Here is a 15,628-nt window from a genome sequence, read left to right as displayed (position 1 = left end):
TTATGACGACGATGGCTCATATCCCGACCCAAGACCTGCGCCCCTGCGCAGCGCTTCGTCATGGCCTCCTCCTTCTTAGCTGCCTCTGAGCGTGCCCACGGCGCGAGGCTCAGAGGTGACCGCATGCGCCGGAGTAAAACGCTAAGGACTAAAAGAGAGATTTCAAAATGACCGAGACATCCAAACAGGACCGCGTCCTGATTTTCGACACGACCCTGCGGGACGGCGAACAATCCCCCGGCGCGACCATGAGCCACAACGAAAAGCTCGAGATCGCCGCCATGCTCGACGAAATGGGCGTGGACATCATCGAGGCGGGGTTCCCGATTGCCTCCGAGGGCGATTTCGAAGCGGTCAGCGAGATCGCGAAGAATTCCAAGAACTCCGTGATCTGCGGTCTGGCGCGTGCCAGCCTGCGCGACATCGACCGCTGCATGGAAGCGGTGAGTCACGCCGCACGTCCCCGGATTCACACCTTTATCGGCACCTCGCCCCTGCACCGCGACATCACGGCGCTCTCAATGGATGAGATGGCTGACAAGATCCACGAGACCGTGACCCACGCCCGCAACCTGACGGACAATGTGCAATGGTCGCCGATGGATGCGATCCGCACCGAACATGATTATCTGTGCCGCGTTGTCGAGATCGCGATCAAGGCGGGCGCGACCACGATCAACATCCCCGACACCGTCGGCTACACCACACCGCGCGAAAGCGCCGACATCATCCGCATGTTGCTGGAACGCGTGCCGGGCGCCGATGAGATCGTCTTTGCCACCCACTGTCACAACGATCTGGGCATGGCGACCGCCAACGCTCTGGCCGCTGTCGAGGCAGGTGCGCGCCAGATCGAATGCACGATCAACGGGTTGGGCGAACGTGCGGGCAACACCGCGCTCGAAGAGGTCGTCATGGCGCTCAAGGTGCGCAACGATGTGATGCCGTTTTCGACCGGGATCGACACGACGAAGATCATGAACATCTCCCGCCGTGTGTCGCAGGTCTCTGGCTTTGCGGTCCAGCCGAACAAGGCCATCGTCGGCAAGAACGCCTTTGCCCATGAGAGCGGCATCCACCAGGACGGCATGCTGAAGAACAAGGAAACCTTCGAGATCATGCGTCCGCAAGACGTGGGTCTGTCGGGCACCTCCCTGCCCCTCGGCAAACACTCCGGCCGCGCCGCGCTGCGCGCCAAGCTCGACGAGCTGGGCTATGCCTTGGGCGACAACCAGTTGAAAGACCTCTTTGTCAGCTTCAAGGAGTTGGCGGATCGCAAGAAAGAAGTGCTGGACGATGACATCGTCGCGCTGATGCAGGCCACCGGGGCCGACAGCCAGAACGAGGTCATCAAGATCAAGCATCTGCGCGTGATCTGTGGGTCTGAGGCGCCGCAAACCGCCGACATCATCCTCGAAATCAATGGCGTCGAAAGCCATTGCACGGTCGAGGGCGACGGTCCGGTGGACGCAACCTTCAAGGCGATCAAAACGCTCTACCCGACACAGGCGCGGTTGCAGCTCTATCAGGTGCAGGCCGTCACCGAAGGCACCGATGCACAGGCCACCGTCATGGTGCGGATGGAAGAGGACGGGCGGATTTCGACCGGGCAAAGTTCGCACACGGATACGGTCTTCGCCTCCGCCAAGGCCTATATCAACGCGCTGAACCGCCTGATCGTGCGCCGTGGCAAAACCGCCCCCAACGCCGATGTGCGTGAGATCAAATACACGGACGCCAGCTAAACGCTGCGCCGCATTCTTTTCAGGCAATTGTGAAGAGGCGCTCCGTTGTGGGCGCCTTTTTCATGTTCAAAAAGAGGTTTTGAGCAAGTCTTCGCCAAAACCCGCCATATCGCCCCCTTTTCCATAGCCACGACGCCCCCTATAAGTCTGCCGATACGGGGGGATTCTCCCCTTCGCGGCTGGCCACTTTGGCTAAACGGGGCATACGGGGCATAAATATGGCAGGATTTGCGGGACTTTTCTCTTCCGACATGGCAATCGACCTGGGCACGGCGAACACGCTGGTCTATGTCAAAGGCAAAGGCATCATCCTCAATGAACCCTCCGTTGTGGCCTATCACGTCAAGGACGGGCGCAAACAGGTGCTCGCCGTTGGTGAGGACGCCAAGCACATGCTCGGCAAAACCCCCGGCTCGATCGAAGCCATTCGCCCGATGCGCGAAGGTGTGATCGCCGACTTCGACACCGCCGAGGAAATGATCAAACATTTCATCCGCAAGGTCCACAAACGCACCACGTTTTCCAAGCCGAAGATCATCGTCTGCGTGCCCCATGGCGCCACCCCCGTTGAGAAACGCGCGATCCGTCAATCCGTGCTCTCCGCCGGTGCGCGCAAGGCCGGGCTTATTGCTGAACCCATCGCGGCGGCCATCGGCGCGGGTATGCCGATCACCGACCCGACCGGCAACATGGTCGTGGACATCGGCGGCGGCACCACCGAGGTGGCGGTTCTGTCCTTGGGCGACATCGTTTACGCGCGCTCCGTGCGTGTCGGCGGCGACCGGATGGATGACGCCATCATCGCCTACCTGCGCCGCCAGCAGAACCTTTTGATCGGCGAAGGCACCGCCGAGCGCATCAAGACCACCATCGGCACCGCGCGGATGCCCGATGACGGGCGTGGCTCGGTTCTGACCATTCGCGGGCGCGACCTGTTGAACGGTGTTCCAAAAGAGATTGAGATCAACCAGGCGCAAGTCGCCGAAGCGCTGGCCGAACCGGTGCAGCAAATCTGCGAGGCGGTGATGACCGCTTTGGAAACCACGCCGCCGGATCTCGCCGCAGACATCGTTGACCGTGGCGTGATGCTGACGGGCGGTGGGGCGCTTTTGGGCGAATTGGATCTGGCGCTGCGCGAACAGACCGGCCTTGCCATTTCGGTGGCCGATGAGTCACTCAATTGTGTGGCTCTGGGCACTGGCAAAGCGCTGGAATATGAGAAACAACTCCGGCACGTTATTGACTACGACAGCTGAGGGCTCGCGCCGTTTGGGCGCGTCCCCAGTCAAATGTCTGGCGGCATGCCCGGCGCGCGGACCCGGAGGATAGATGGCCAGAAACAAGGGCAATTCGGAAACCTATGTCCGCCCGATCCGGCGTTTGCTGATCGGGATCATGCTCTTGTGCTTTTTCGGCCTCTTCATCCTATGGCGCATCGACAGTCCCCGGGTCGAGCGGCTTCGTGCGGGGTTGGTCGACAAGGTGGTGCCGTCGTTCGAATGGGCCTTGGTGCCGGTCACCAAGACCATCGGCATGATCGAGAATTTCCAGAGTTATCAACGGCTTTACGACCAGAACCAGGAGCTGCGCAACGAGCTGCGTCAGATGCAGGCCTGGAAAGAGGCCGCGCTTCAGCTGGAACAAAAGAACGCCAAACTTCTCGACCTGAACAAGGTGCGGATCGACCCGCGGTATACCTATGTCACCGGCGTCGTGATGGCCGACAGCGGCTCGCCGTTTCGGCAATCCGTGCTGCTGAACGTCGGCGCGCGCGACGGCATCATGGATGGCTGGGCGACGATGGACGGCATCGGCCTTGTGGGCCGCATCTCCGGCGTCGGCCAGAACACCGCGCGGGTGATTCTTTTGACCGACAGCAACTCGCGCCTGCCGGTGACGATCCAGCCGTCGGGCCAACGCGCCATTCTGTCGGGGGATAATTCGATCCGCCCCTCGCTCGATTTCATCGAGACGCCCGAGCTTGTCCGCCCCGGCGATCGGGTGATTTCCTCGGGCGATGGCGGGGTGTTTCCGCCGGGCATCCTGATCGGTCAGGTCGCCAAAGACCCGGACCGGCGCCTGCGTGTCATTCTGGCGGCGGATTATGAGCGGATGGATTACCTGCGCGTCCTGCGCACCCATGAGAGCGAGCGCATCACGGACCCCGGCGCCTTGATCATCCCGGAACGCGTAGACCCGCAGTCCGAAATCGACGGGATCGAAGACACTGGCCAAAGCGCGGAGGCTGAGAATGGTTGACCCCCGCACAGTGCGCAAATGGTCCTTTCGCGGCGTTTTCCTGGTGATCACCGCCCTGGCGACGTTTTTCTACCTTTTGCCGCTGCAAGTCGGCTCAGGCCGCTGGCCGGGCCCCGATCTGATCCTCGCCTTCGCCTTTGCCTGGGTCCTCAGACGCCCCGATTACGTGCCGGTGTTTCTTGTGGCCATCGTTATGCTTTTGGCCGATTTCATCTTTCTGCGCCCGCCGGGGCTTTGGGCGGCGCTCAGCATCATGGGCCTCGAATTCCTGCGCAGCCGCGAACCCACCTCGCGCGATCTGCCTTTTGCCATCGAATGGGCCATGGTGGCCGGGGTCATGCTGGCGATGGCGGTGACCTATCGTCTCTGCCTTGCGATTTTCATGGTGGATCAAACCTCTCTGGGGCTGGCCATCCTCGGGCAACTCTCGACCATTTTGAGTTATCCGATCGTGATTGCCATCTCGCATTACGGGCTTGGCATCGCCAAGATCACGCCGTCCGAGGCCGATGAGATGAGGTATGTACGATGAAACGTTCGCCCACTGAAAACGCCGCCTCCGCCCGCAAAATCACCCGACGCGCTCTGTTTCTGGCCGGCTCTCAGGTGGCCTTCATGGGCGCTTTGGGCCTGCGGATGCGCTACTTGCAGGTCGATCAGGCGGATAAATTTCGGCTTTTGGCCGAGGAAAACCGCATTCGCGATTTCCTTTTGGCGCCCGCGCGCGGGTTGATTTACGACCGCAACGGCGCGCTTTTGGCCGAGAACGAACAGACGCTGCGCGTGGTCATCCGCAAGGAAGACTCCGCAGAGCTGGACGCCGTTTTGATCAAGCTCGAAGAGCTGATCGGCATCACCGCCGAGGACCAGGCCCGCGTGCGTGACGAATTGAAAAAGGCCGGTCCATCTGCGCCTGTGATCATCGCGGATCGTCTGAGCTGGGAGGATTTCTCGCTCGTCTCCGCCAATGGCCCTGCACTTCCCGGTGTGACGCCAGAGGTCGGCCTGTCGCGTTACTACCCGCTGCACAATGATTTTGCGCATCTGGTGGGCTATGTCGGCCCGGTGTCGAGCTATGACATCTCCCGCATGGAGACGGTCGATCCGGTCTATAAAATCCCGAAATTCCAGCTCGGCAAATTCGGCATCGAGTCCAAGCTCGAAGACACGCTCAAGGGCAAGGCGGGTCTGCGCCGGGTCGAGCAGAACGTGCATGGGCGCATTATTCGCGAGCTGGACCGGCAAGAGGGCCAGCCCGGCGCGAATGTGCAGCTGACCGTCGATCACAAGGTGCAGAATTTCGTCCAGGCGCGCCTTGGCTCTGAGAGTGCGGCCGCCGTGGTGATTGACGTGCAGACCGGCGACATCATCGCCGCGGGATCGACGCCTGCCTTCGACCCGAACCTGTTTGTGCGCGGCATTTCTGTGCCGGATTACAATGCCCTGCTGGAAAACGACCACCGCCCGCTGCCCGCGAAATCCGTGCAGGGCGCCTACCCCCCCGGCTCGACCTTTAAAATGGTCTCGGCGCTGGCGGCGCTGGACGCGGGCGTCGTGTCGCCAGAAGAAACCGTGCGCTGTCTGGGGCACACCGAGGTCGGTGGGCGGCGCTTCCACTGCTGGAAACGCGCGGGCCATGGCAATGTGAACCTCGTGGGTTCGCTGCGCCATTCCTGCGACGTCTACTATTACGAGATGGCCCAGCGCGCAGGCATCGAGAAGATCGCCGAAATGGGCCGCAAGCTCGGGCTGGGTCAGACCTATGACCTGCCGCTCTCGGGGATCAATTCGGGCCTCATGCCGGACAAGCAATGGAAACTGGCCAATCGTGGTGCCGAATGGGTCGTGGGCGACAGTCTCAATGCCTCGATCGGACAGGGCTTTGTCTTGGCGACGCCGATGCAATTGGCCGTGATGGCCGCTCGGATCGCCACCAACCGCGAAGTGATCCCCCGTATCGTGCGCTCCATCGACGGGGTCGAACAACCTGTGCAGGGCGGCGGCGAGCTTGGCCTCAATGAAAACATGCTGCGTTCCGTGCGTCAGGGTATGTTCGAGGTGTCGAACTCCAACCGAGGGACGGCCTATGCCTCCCGGATCGCCGATGAAACGATGCGCATGGCGGGCAAGACCGGCACGTCGCAGGTGCGCTCGGCGGTCGTGAACAACAAGAACGTGCCTTGGGAAGAGCGCGACCATGCGTTGTTCGTCGCCTTCGCGCCTTATGACGCGCCGCGTTATGCGGTCTCCGTCGTGGTCGAGCATGGCGGTGGCGGCTCTTCCGTGGCCGCGCCGATTGCCCGCGACCTGATGCTCTTTGCGCTCCATGGTGCGGTGCCGCCGCTTGAGGCCTATCCCAGCTCGCAGCGCAACACCATCCGCGAGCGCTTCCGTACCCTGCCGCTGATCGGCAATGAGGGCGAGAGCGACGAGAGGAGCCAAGCATGAGCTATCTCGAGTCGACGCTCAAGACCATGCCCACAGGCATCGCAAAGGTGCTCTACGTCAACTGGGCGCTGGTGGTGTTGCTCTCTGCCGTCGCCTCCGTCGGTTTCCTGATGCTCTACTCCAACGCAGGCGGCTCGTTTCAGCCATGGGCCGAGCCGCAGATGAAGCGCTTTGCGCTTGGCATGGTCGCAATGCTGATGATCGCCATGGTGCCGATCTGGTTTTGGCGCAACATCGCGGGGCTGGCCTATATCTTTTCCTTCCTGCTTTTGATCTTCGTCGAGTTTTTCGGCCACGTCGGTATGGGGGCACAGCGTTGGATCGATCTTGGCCCGATCAAGCTTCAACCCTCCGAGTTGATGAAAATCTCTCTCGTGATGCTTTTGGCGGCCTATTACGACTGGCTGCCTTTGGAGAAAGTCTCGCGACCCTTGTGGGTCTTGATCCCCGTCGTGCTGATCCTTGTGCCGACGTTCCTCGTGCTCAAACAGCCCGACCTCGGCACCTCGATCCTCTTGGTCGCGGGCGGGGCCATCGTGATGTTTGCGGCGGGGGTGAGCTGGATCTATTTCGGCGTGGTCATCGCGCTATTTGCAGGTCTGATCGCCGCCGTCTTTGCCTCGCGTGGCACCGGTTGGCAATTGCTCAACGACTATCAATATCGCCGCATCGACACCTTCCTCGACCCCTCCGCCGAACCACTTGGCGCAGGCTATCACATCACCCAGGCCAAGATCGCCCTTGGCTCCGGCGGTTGGACCGGGCGCGGGTTTATGCAGGGCACGCAGTCGCGTCTGAACTTCCTGCCCGAAAAGCACACCGACTTTATCTTCACCACCCTGGCGGAGGAATTCGGCTTTATCGGCGCCTTCTCGCTTTTGGCGCTTTATGCCGGGATCATCGTCTTTTGTCTGATCTCCGCGATGAACAACAAAGACCGTTTCGGCGCGCTCGTCACCATCGGCATCGCCGCCACGTTCTTCCTGTTCTTCGCGGTGAACATGTCCATGGTGATGGGCCTGATGCCCGTGGTGGGCGTGCCCCTGCCGCTGGTGTCCTATGGCGGCTCCGCGATGCTTGTGCTCTTGGCCGCTTTCGGCATCGTGCAATCGGCGCATGTCCATAGACCCAGAGGGAAAAGCTGAGGCCAAAGATGACGCTGTCCCTTCTGTTTTCCGCGCCCGACCGGATTTGGCCTGCTTACGAAACCGTGCTGCCAAAAGCCTTGGAAAACGCCGGTCTGGACGCGCGCCTCACCCGAGACGCTTCGCCGGAAGAGGTCGACTACATCGTCTACGCCCCCAATGATGCACTCAGGGATTTCACCCCCTACACGCGTGCCAAAGCCGTGCTGAGCCTCTGGGCCGGGGTCGAGAAAATCGCCCCCAATCCCACGCTGACCCAGCCCCTGTGCCGTATGGTTGATCCGGGCCTTGCGCTCGGGATGCGGGATTATGTCGTCGGCCATGTGATGCGCTATCACCTCGGCATGGATCGGCATATCCACGGGTTGGGCGGCCAATGGGATCACATCACGCCGCCTCTGGCCAAGGATCGCCCCATGACGGTTCTGGGCCTCGGAGAATTGGGCCAGATCTGTGCCGTGGCGCTCTCTCGCTTGGGGTTTGACGTCACCGGTTGGTCCCGACGCCCCAAAGAGATTGATGGTCTCACCTGCCTCCACGGCCCCGAGGGCCTCGCACAGGCGCTGAGCTCCGCCGAGATCCTCGTCACCCTTCTGCCGGACACCCCCGCAACCCAAAACACGCTCAATGCCGGCACCCTGGCCTTGATGCCCAAAGGCGCAAAGATCGTGAATCCGGGACGCGGTACACTGATCGACGATGACGCGCTTTTGGCCGCCTTCAACAGCGGTCAGATCGGGCACGCCACACTCGACGTCTTCCGCACCGAGCCCCTGCCCGCCGATCACCCCTATTGGTCGCACCCAAAGGTCACGGTCACGCCGCATATCGCCGCCGAAACCCGGGCCGACACGGCTTCTGACGTCATTGCGGAGAACATCCGGCGCTCTGAGGCGGGTGAACCGCTCCTGCACCTCGTCGACCGCCACGCAGGCTACTGACCCGCGCTGCCGCCTCCCCTCTCGCATGAACCTGAATCAGATTAGCCTTAATGCGGAGAAACAGCGGGAGGCACGCGCCCGTTTCCTTTGCTGCGAAAAATACTCACATCACCGCAGTTTCGGCGGGGCGTTGGGGTCCATGCCGGGCGCAGACGGTCCGGTCGAGATCGGCTCAGGCTCCGGCAAATCGAACCGCAGGCCAAAGCGCGCCAGAGGCGCGCAGTGCGGATCGGAGGATTTGAAAAACGCCACATCCAAAGCGCCCGCTTCGACGCCCGAAAAGATCAGCGCCTCGGAAACGAGCCGCGCCAAAGCATCTTCCGCGCCCGGGATGTGATCCACGAAGGCCAAGAGGTGCGAGCGCACCCCGTCTTCGTATTTCACGCCGGACAGATAGACGAGCTTCGCCAAACCGCCTGCAATCGCCAGTTTGGCATCCAAGGCCACGATCAGCGCTTCGGGAAGACCCGCAGGCGGGAAAATCTCTTCGGCTTTGCCATGGGCTTCTGAGGGCGCATTGCCGAGCGTCGCGTGGAGCCAATCCACCGCCGCCCCCGGCAAGAGCATTTCAGACGGCGCAACTGAGAGGTTCAGCCCCAGACCATAGCCCGAGCCCGCCAGCATCTCCGCCAAGACGCGTCCCGACATCGCCGCATAGGGCGCATGGCCCGCGAATTCCGCCAGACGTTGCTCGCGATCAAAGGCCAGCACAAAGTTATCCGCTTCGACCGGGAACACACGCGGCGAGATTGGCCCCTCTCCGTCATGTTCCTCCTCCAAAAGCAAAAACCATTCGCCATCGGCCACCCGTTCGAAAAACCGCAGACGGGCGTTGTCGTCCTCGGGGGCGGCCTGCATGGCGGCATGGGCCAGATCAATCGGGGTCTGTTCGGTCATTTCATCTCTCACAACAGCGTTTGGATACGGGCGCGCAGGTCCGGCAATAGCTCGGCCTCGAACCACGGATTTTTCCTGAGCCAAGCCGTATTGCGCCAGGACGGATGAGGCAAGGGGGTGAGACGCGGCGCATCGGCGCGCCAGTTCATGACAGCCTCGGTCAGACTGCCTTTATGGCCGGTGTGATAGCGGATCGCATGGAGGCCCACGGGCAGGATCAGCTCCAGTTCGGTCAGCTCTGCCATCACCTTGTCATGCCAGGTTTCGCGACAGAGCGTGGGTGGCGGCAGGTCCGATCCCTTGGCATCATAGCCCGGAAAGCAAAAGCCCATCGGCACGATCGCGATGCGGTCGCGGTCATAAAACGTCGCCTCATCCAGCCCCAACCACGCGCGCAGCCGCTCGCCCGAGGCATCGGTAAAGGGCCGCCCGCTCTCATGCACCCGCGCGCCGGGGGCCTGTCCGGCGATCAGGATGCGTGCGGAGGGCCGGAACCAGACCACCGGACGCGGGCTGTGCTGCGTGGCCGTGGCGGCAAAGCGATCCGCACAGAGCCGACAGTTTTGGATGTCCTGAGCGAGTGTCATTCTGGGGTTGTAGCGCGAGGGCGCAAGATTGGCCACTTGACTCATTTTGATATTTTTAGAAATATAGAAATGAATCACATCACGGAGTCCCTCATGTCCGCCCCAAGACCGCACGCGCAATTTGACGATCTGTCCCTTGCCGAGGCCGCAAGCCTGTTTTCCGCGCTGGGTTCTGAGCAGCGCCTCTTGGTCCTGCGCACCCTGTTGCGGGCCGGACCGAAGGGGTTGTCCATCGGAGAGCTGGGCAATCGCACCGGCATCACCGGCGCGACGCTGACCCATCACATGAAAACGCTGGCCGCCGTCGGCGTCGTGAAACAGGAAAAACAAGGCCGCTCGGTGATCTGCATCGCCGCCGATTACGACCAGTTGCAAAGCCAGCTCACCGGACTTTTGGGCGAATGCTGTGCCGATTGCACCGATGACACCTGCACACCGGAGAGCCATTGCCATGGAGAGCAACATGACTGATCTCACCCAAACCCCGCCCCGCCTGCCGCAGCTTTGGAAACGCCTCGACAAGGCGCTCCTGCTCACCGGACTGGTGCTTTTGGCCGTCGCGATCTTTGACCCCGCAAACCTGTTCCCGACATTCAAATTCACGCTGGACGCCCTATGGAAAGCGGCGCCCTTCCTTTTGTTCGCCATCCTCGCCACCGCCTATGTGCAAGCCACCGGGGCCGAGACCCTGTTGAGCAGGGCGTTTGAGGGCCGCGAGATGCAGATGATCGTCGTGGCGGCGCTGGTGGGCGGCATTTCGCCCTTTTGCTCCTGTCAGGTCATCCCGTTTATCGCCGCCTCTCTCGCTGTCGGCGTGCCCCTGTCCGCCGTCATGGCCTTTTGGCTGGCCTCTCCGCTGATGGACCCGGCGATGTTCTTTGTCACCGCAGGCGAGCTGGGCATGGATTTCGCCGTGGCCAAAACCGTGGCCGCCGTGGGCATCGGGCTTTTGGGTGGTTTGGGCGTCAAACTCCTGGGCGGGACCGCTTTGTTTGCCGATCCGCTCAAAGCTTTCGATAAGCCCTCCTGCTGCGCCACCTCTGGGTTGCGGGGCAAACCGAATTGGACGTTTTGGCGCGAGACAGACCGCATCGAGGCATTCAAATCGAGCTTTCTCAAAAACCTGTTGTTCCTCGGCAAATGGATGCTGGTGGCTTACGTCCTCGAAAGCGTCATGCTCTCCTACCTGCCCGCCGATGTGATCGCCTCGGTCATGGGCGGTGAGGGCCTCAAGCCGATCCTGATCGGCGCCGTCATCGGTGCGCCCGCCTATCTCAACGGCTTTGCCGCCGTGCCGCTGATGTCCGGGCTGATCTCGCAAGGCATGGCCGAGGGGGCCGCCATGTCCTTCATGATCGCAGGCGGGATCTCGTGCATTCCTGCGGCGGTCGCGGTCTGGGCGCTGGTGAAACCGCGCGTCTTTGCCGCCTATATCGGCTTTGCCCTCATCGGCGCGGTTCTGGCCGGAGTGATCTGGTCGGCCTTCTGATCCCGCTTGCAAGCGCAGGCTTTCACGGCCCGCGCTTGCCCTGACAGCCCAGTTGAATTATCCCGGCTATAGGGTTTGGCGAACATCCGGCCAAAGGGTGCCACCCAAACCGACGGGATCGGGCTAAAAAGGGCTGAGCATGTATAAAGTCTGGAATTTTATTACCAACTATTCGCTGCTCTTGATCATCGGGGCGATTTTGGCGCTGATCTGGGCCAATGTGGACGCCCATTCCTACCACGCTTTTGTCGAATACCCGATCGCCGAGAACTTCTTTATCGGCCACGCCCATGTCGACGATCACGGCCATGTCCACCGCACCCTGACCCTGCATTACCTGTTCAACGACCTGTTCATGGCCTTCTTCTTTGCCATCGCGGCGAAAGAGGTCTGGGAGGCGGTGATCCTCAAGAACGGCAGCCTGCGCGGCAAGAAAGCCGCCACGCCCCTGATCGCGACCTCCGGCGGCATGTTGGGGCCCATCGCGGTCTATCTGGGCCTCGCGTTGATCATGGGGTCCGACACCTTCGATGCGGTGAAAAACGGCTGGGCTGTGCCGACCGCGACCGACATCGCGTTTTCCTATCTCGTGGGCCGTGTGGTCTTTGGCGCGGGGCATCCGGCGGTGCGGTTCCTGTTGCTTTTGGCCATCGCGGACGATGCGGCTGGCCTCGTGATCCTGGCCATTTTCTATCCGACCGGAGAATTGGCGCCGCAATGGCTTTTGCTGTCCTTGGCCGCCGCCGTGGTGGTGTTTGTCCTCGCCAACTGGCTGCCGCGCAAGATGGATGCCGGCAATCAGTTGCGCCCCAACTCGAGCTGGGTACGCAAAAACCTGACCTTCTGGCCCTATCTGATCGCCGGTTGCATTTCGTGGTACGGCTTCATGCGCGCGGGCATTCACCCGGCTCTGGGGCTTTTGCCCATCGTGCCGACCATCCCGCATGCCGACCGCGCCTTCGGGATTTTTGCCGCCGCCGAAGAGCATCTGCATGACCTGTTGAACGATATCGAGCACAAGCTCAAAAGCCCGGTCGAGGTCATCCTGTTCTTCTTCGGCCTTTTGAATGCAGGCGTCGAATTCAATGCCATCGGCGACCCGACCTGGCTGGTGCTGGCGGGGCTTTTGATCGGCAAACCTCTGGGGGTGCTGGTCATGGGGGCGTTTGCCGCGCATGTTTTGCGGTTGGGTCTGCCTGCCGGGATGCGGACCATCGATCTTCTGGTGATCGGCTGTGTCGCAGCCATCGGCTTTACCGTGTCGCTGTTCATTGCGGCGGTGGCCTTTGACGGCACTGCCATGCTCGGAGACACCCCCATTCAGGCCGCCGCCAAGATGGGCGCGCTGTTCTCCTTTGTGGCTGCCATCGTCTCGATCGTGGCGGGCAAGCTTTGCGGGGTTAAGAAACAATCCGCCTAAATCGGCGTTGCGACCGCGGCACTGTTTCTCTCGCAGGGTCAAAAACTTGCGATTTGGCCGCATTCCTGCCACATTTGCGCGATCATAGATGGATTTGCCGCGAGCGTGGCGACATAATATGGCCGAATTGGCCGTTTAAGACATTCCATTAAGAAAACCCGTGTAAGGGTGGAGTGTTGAGGCAGTATCAGGGCGCTTAGAGATGCTCGAATTTGACAATGTCAGCAAGTCCTTCTGGACGGGCAAGCAGCGCAAGGTGATCCTTGATCGCGCCTCTTTTCGCGTGGAACTTGGCAATTCTCTTGGCATTCTGGCGCCCAACGGCACCGGCAAGACCACGATCATCAACATGATGTCGGGCCTTGAAAAACCCGACGAGGGCGAAATTCGCCGCAACTGTCGCGTGTCCTTCCCGCTGGGGTTCATGGGGGGGCTGTTGGGCAAACACACCGCGCGCGAAAACGTGCGGTTCATCGCCGAGCTCTACGATCTCGATCCCGATTACGTGGAGGCGTTTTGCCGCTGGCTCTGCGAATTGGACGAATATTTCGAAATGCCCGTGGCGACATTTTCCGCCGGGATGCGCTCGCGTCTGTCCTTCGCGCTGTTGCTCGCGCTCGATTTCGATATGTATCTGATCGACGAGGGCATGCCCTCCACCGCAGATGTCAATTTCAACCGCAAAGCAGGCAGTATCCTGCGCGAGCGGCTTGAGCGTACCACCATTGTCGTGGTCTCGCACCAGGCCGCCACATTAGAAAAATTCTGTCGTTCTGCCGCCGTTCTCAGAAACGGCCAGCTCTACATGTTCGACACGCTGGAAGAGGCAAAGGCACTCTATGACTACGAAGGTTAAAGCCCAGAAATTCCGCGTCCGTCGGACGCCGCGTGCGGCCGCCTCGTCTCAGGCCGGGGCCGCCGCTGCGCCGGAAACCGACCCGATCCTTGAAAGCCAGGCGCCCTCTGCGGCGAAGACCGGCGACATCCTCAATGACGACAAACTCTTCGACACGGACGCCAGCGCCGACGGGTTTGGCGATGCCCCCTTTCCTGGTTCTGCCGCAGCCGAGGCCAAGTCGAAGCCCAGCCGCCGCGCCCGCCCGCATGGCTCGGTCGCCCGCTCGCTCGGCTCTGGCCCTGAGACCGAGGACAGCGCGCTCCATGGCGACATCACGCCCGCCGACGAGACCGCAATCGATGCCGACATCGACGCGATCCGGCGCGAAGGTCTGACAGGCCGGCAATTGCGTCTGGCGCGGCGCGTGGCGCAGAAACACGGGTTGGCGGCAACCTCGGATTTCGATGCGGTGCGGCTGTTGCGCAAGGCGGGGATCGATCCGTTCCAACGCGGTGCCATGCTCGATATGGTGACCACTGAGGGCAAAGAACAATCGCGAGAACTGACCACGACCGAGGGGCCGAAACTGCCCAAGACTGTGGAGAACAAACCCAATCTGCCCTCCAAGGAGATCCTTGAGCGATTGAACCGCGATGGTGAGATTTCGCAAATTCAGCAAGACATCGCCCGGCGACGTCGGCGCAAAATGGCCCTGCTTGCCGCCCGTTTGGCGGTCTTCGTCGGCATTCCGACGATCCTTGCGGGGATCTACTTTTACACTATGGCGACGCCGATGTATGCGACCAAATCGGCCTTTATCATCCAGCAATCCGAAGCGCCCTCGGCGGGGGGAGCTGGCCTCGGCGGACTTTTGTCCGGCAGCCCTCTGGCCACCTCGCAGGATTCGATCACCGTGCAGGATTACCTGACCTCACGCGAAGCGATGCTGCGTCTTGATGCCGACACCGGGTTCAAGGCGCATTTCTCCTCTGACGCCATCGACCCGCTGCAACGCCTGCCGGAGAACCCGACCAATGAGGAGGCCTACAAGGTCTATCTGGATCGTGTGTCCATCGGCTACGACCCGACGGAGGGCCTGTTGCGGATGGAGGTTGTGGCCGCCGATCCGCAGGTCTCGCAGGATTTCTCCGATCACCTCATCGCCTATGCCGAAGAACAGGTCGACCAGATGACCCAGCGCCTGCGCGAGGACCAGATGAAGGGCGCGCGCGAAAGCCTCGACGACACTGAGGCCAAGATGATCGCGGCGCAGGAAAAGATTGTGCAACTGCAAGAACAGCTGGGGATCATTTCGCCGGATGCGGAAACCGCCGCGATCATGTCTCAGGTCTCAGCCTTTGAGACGCAATTGCAGCAAAAGCGGCTGCAACTGCAACAGCTTCTGGACAACCCGCGCCCGAACCAGGCGCGTGTCGAGGGCACGCAGGGCGACATCCGTCGGCTTGAAAACCTGATCACGGATTTGCGCGCGCAGCTGACGCAAGCGAACGAAGGCGCCGACTCTCTGGCCCGGATCACCGCCGAATTGCGCATGGCCGAGGTCGACCTGGCGACACGTCAGGCGATGGCCGCCTCCGCCATTCAGGCGCTTGAGATGGCGCGTGTCGAGGCCAACCGGCAGGTGCGTTACCTGTCGCTGTCATCGCGTCCCGTGGCCCCCGATGAGCCGACATATCCGCGCAAATTCGAGAATACGCTTTTGGCCATGCTGGTGTTTTCCGGCATCTACCTTCTGGCCTCTCTCACCGCCGCGGTGCTGCGCGAACAGGTCTCCGCCTGACGCTGCGCGCCGCGCCTCCGGGGCGCGGCGCCCCCCTGCGACAATTTGGCGAAACGGA

14 protein-coding genes are annotated in these 15,628 nt (G+C 61.5%); 12 read left to right on the top strand and 2 right to left on the bottom strand.

The annotated features are described in order from the left end of the window. Positions 1-167: 167 nt before the first annotated feature. The 7 genes from HCZ23_RS10115 to HCZ23_RS10085 all read left to right on the top strand — a co-directional run bounded on the left by HCZ23_RS10115 (position 168) and on the right by HCZ23_RS10085 (position 8,538). The gene (locus HCZ23_RS10115; RefSeq protein ID WP_167601608.1) at positions 168-1,745 is read left to right on the top strand and encodes a 2-isopropylmalate synthase; all 1,578 of its coding nucleotides are present in this window, start codon (positions 168-170) and stop codon (positions 1,743-1,745) included. 218 nt (positions 1,746-1,963) lie between these two features. Further along, positions 1,964-3,001 (top strand): rod shape-determining protein, encoded by a 1,038-nt coding sequence (locus tag HCZ23_RS10110; RefSeq protein WP_167601607.1) that lies wholly within the window; start codon positions 1,964-1,966, stop codon positions 2,999-3,001. Between the two features lie 73 nt (positions 3,002-3,074). After that, a complete protein-coding gene (mreC, locus tag HCZ23_RS10105; protein WP_167601606.1) occupies positions 3,075-4,004 on the top strand; it encodes a rod shape-determining protein MreC in 930 nt (309 codons plus the stop codon). Continuing rightward, a complete protein-coding gene (locus HCZ23_RS10100; protein ID WP_167601605.1) occupies positions 3,997-4,536 on the top strand; it encodes a rod shape-determining protein MreD in 540 nt (179 codons plus the stop codon). Before mreC ends, HCZ23_RS10100 begins: the two co-directional genes overlap by 8 nt. Next, a complete protein-coding gene (gene mrdA, locus HCZ23_RS10095; protein ID WP_167601604.1) occupies positions 4,533-6,452 on the top strand; it encodes a penicillin-binding protein 2 in 1,920 nt (639 codons plus the stop codon). The genes HCZ23_RS10100 and mrdA overlap by 4 nt, the downstream gene beginning before the upstream one ends. Further along, positions 6,449-7,597: a rod shape-determining protein RodA gene (gene rodA, locus HCZ23_RS10090; RefSeq protein ID WP_167601603.1), complete on the top strand. Its 1,149-nt coding sequence runs from the start codon at positions 6,449-6,451 to the stop codon at positions 7,595-7,597. Before mrdA ends, rodA begins: the two co-directional genes overlap by 4 nt. 8 nt (positions 7,598-7,605) lie before the next feature. After that, entirely contained in the window at positions 7,606-8,538 is a 933-nt protein-coding gene (locus HCZ23_RS10085) for a glyoxylate/hydroxypyruvate reductase A (RefSeq protein ID WP_167601602.1), read from the top strand. Positions 8,539-8,646: 108 nt separating this feature from the next. Here HCZ23_RS10085 and HCZ23_RS10080 read toward each other — a convergent pair whose 3' ends face one another. Together HCZ23_RS10080 and HCZ23_RS10075 are read right to left on the bottom strand one after the other, a co-directional pair. Beyond that, positions 8,647-9,435, bottom strand: coding sequence for an SseB family protein (locus tag HCZ23_RS10080; RefSeq protein WP_167601601.1), 789 nt, complete (start codon positions 9,433-9,435; stop codon positions 8,647-8,649). Between the two features lie 8 nt (positions 9,436-9,443). Then, complete coding sequence (locus HCZ23_RS10075) at positions 9,444-10,022, bottom strand: uracil-DNA glycosylase family protein (RefSeq protein ID WP_167601869.1); 579 nt, start codon at positions 10,020-10,022, stop codon at positions 9,444-9,446. 93 nt (positions 10,023-10,115) lie between these two features. Between HCZ23_RS10075 and HCZ23_RS10070 the strand changes: the two genes are divergently transcribed. The 5 genes from HCZ23_RS10070 to HCZ23_RS10050 all read left to right on the top strand — a co-directional run bounded on the left by HCZ23_RS10070 (position 10,116) and on the right by HCZ23_RS10050 (position 15,570). After that, complete coding sequence (locus tag HCZ23_RS10070) at positions 10,116-10,493, top strand: helix-turn-helix transcriptional regulator (RefSeq protein WP_167601600.1); 378 nt, start codon at positions 10,116-10,118, stop codon at positions 10,491-10,493. Continuing rightward, positions 10,486-11,511 (top strand): permease, encoded by a 1,026-nt coding sequence (locus HCZ23_RS10065; protein ID WP_167601599.1) that lies wholly within the window; start codon positions 10,486-10,488, stop codon positions 11,509-11,511. Before HCZ23_RS10070 ends, HCZ23_RS10065 begins: the two co-directional genes overlap by 8 nt. A gap of 139 nt (positions 11,512-11,650) precedes the next feature. After that, positions 11,651-12,931 carry a Na+/H+ antiporter NhaA gene (locus tag HCZ23_RS10060; protein ID WP_167601598.1) on the top strand — a complete coding sequence of 427 codons (1,281 nt, stop codon included), beginning with the start codon at positions 11,651-11,653 and terminating at the stop codon, positions 12,929-12,931. 202 nt (positions 12,932-13,133) lie between these two features. Further along, on the top strand, positions 13,134-13,787 hold the full coding sequence (locus tag HCZ23_RS10055; protein ID WP_167601597.1) for an ABC transporter ATP-binding protein: 654 nt from the start codon (positions 13,134-13,136) through the stop codon (positions 13,785-13,787). Beyond that, positions 13,771-15,570: a capsule biosynthesis protein gene (locus HCZ23_RS10050; protein ID WP_167601596.1), complete on the top strand. Its 1,800-nt coding sequence runs from the start codon at positions 13,771-13,773 to the stop codon at positions 15,568-15,570. The genes HCZ23_RS10055 and HCZ23_RS10050 overlap by 17 nt, the downstream gene beginning before the upstream one ends. The last annotated feature ends 58 nt before the right edge of the window (positions 15,571-15,628 follow it).

The sequence above is a fragment of the Celeribacter sp. HF31 genome, from assembly GCF_011806455.1.
GTDB lineage: Bacteria > Pseudomonadota > Alphaproteobacteria > Rhodobacterales > Rhodobacteraceae > Celeribacter.
This window is presented reverse-complemented; position numbering and strand designations above follow the sequence as displayed.

Bases quoted from the DNA above. Each gene is read 5' to 3' on its own strand.
- HCZ23_RS10115 (WP_167601608.1), top strand. From the start codon at position 168: ATGACCGAGACATCCAAACAGGACCGCGTCCTGATTTTCGACACGACC.
- HCZ23_RS10110 (WP_167601607.1), top strand. From the start codon at position 1,964: ATGGCAGGATTTGCGGGACTTTTCTCTTCCGACATGGCAATCGACCTG.
- mreC (WP_167601606.1), top strand. From the start codon at position 3,075: ATGGCCAGAAACAAGGGCAATTCGGAAACCTATGTCCGCCCGATCCGG.
- HCZ23_RS10100 (WP_167601605.1), top strand. From the start codon at position 3,997: ATGGTTGACCCCCGCACAGTGCGCAAATGGTCCTTTCGCGGCGTTTTC.
- mrdA (WP_167601604.1), top strand. From the start codon at position 4,533: ATGAAACGTTCGCCCACTGAAAACGCCGCCTCCGCCCGCAAAATCACC.
- rodA (WP_167601603.1), top strand. From the start codon at position 6,449: ATGAGCTATCTCGAGTCGACGCTCAAGACCATGCCCACAGGCATCGCA.
- HCZ23_RS10085 (WP_167601602.1), top strand. From the start codon at position 7,606: ATGACGCTGTCCCTTCTGTTTTCCGCGCCCGACCGGATTTGGCCTGCT.
- HCZ23_RS10080 (WP_167601601.1), bottom strand. From the start codon at position 9,435: ATGACCGAACAGACCCCGATTGATCTGGCCCATGCCGCCATGCAGGCC.
- HCZ23_RS10075 (WP_167601869.1), bottom strand. From the start codon at position 10,022: ATGACACTCGCTCAGGACATCCAAAACTGTCGGCTCTGTGCGGATCGC.
- HCZ23_RS10070 (WP_167601600.1), top strand. From the start codon at position 10,116: ATGTCCGCCCCAAGACCGCACGCGCAATTTGACGATCTGTCCCTTGCC.
- HCZ23_RS10065 (WP_167601599.1), top strand. From the start codon at position 10,486: ATGACTGATCTCACCCAAACCCCGCCCCGCCTGCCGCAGCTTTGGAAA.
- HCZ23_RS10060 (WP_167601598.1), top strand. From the start codon at position 11,651: ATGTATAAAGTCTGGAATTTTATTACCAACTATTCGCTGCTCTTGATC.
- HCZ23_RS10055 (WP_167601597.1), top strand. From the start codon at position 13,134: ATGCTCGAATTTGACAATGTCAGCAAGTCCTTCTGGACGGGCAAGCAG.
- HCZ23_RS10050 (WP_167601596.1), top strand. From the start codon at position 13,771: ATGACTACGAAGGTTAAAGCCCAGAAATTCCGCGTCCGTCGGACGCCG.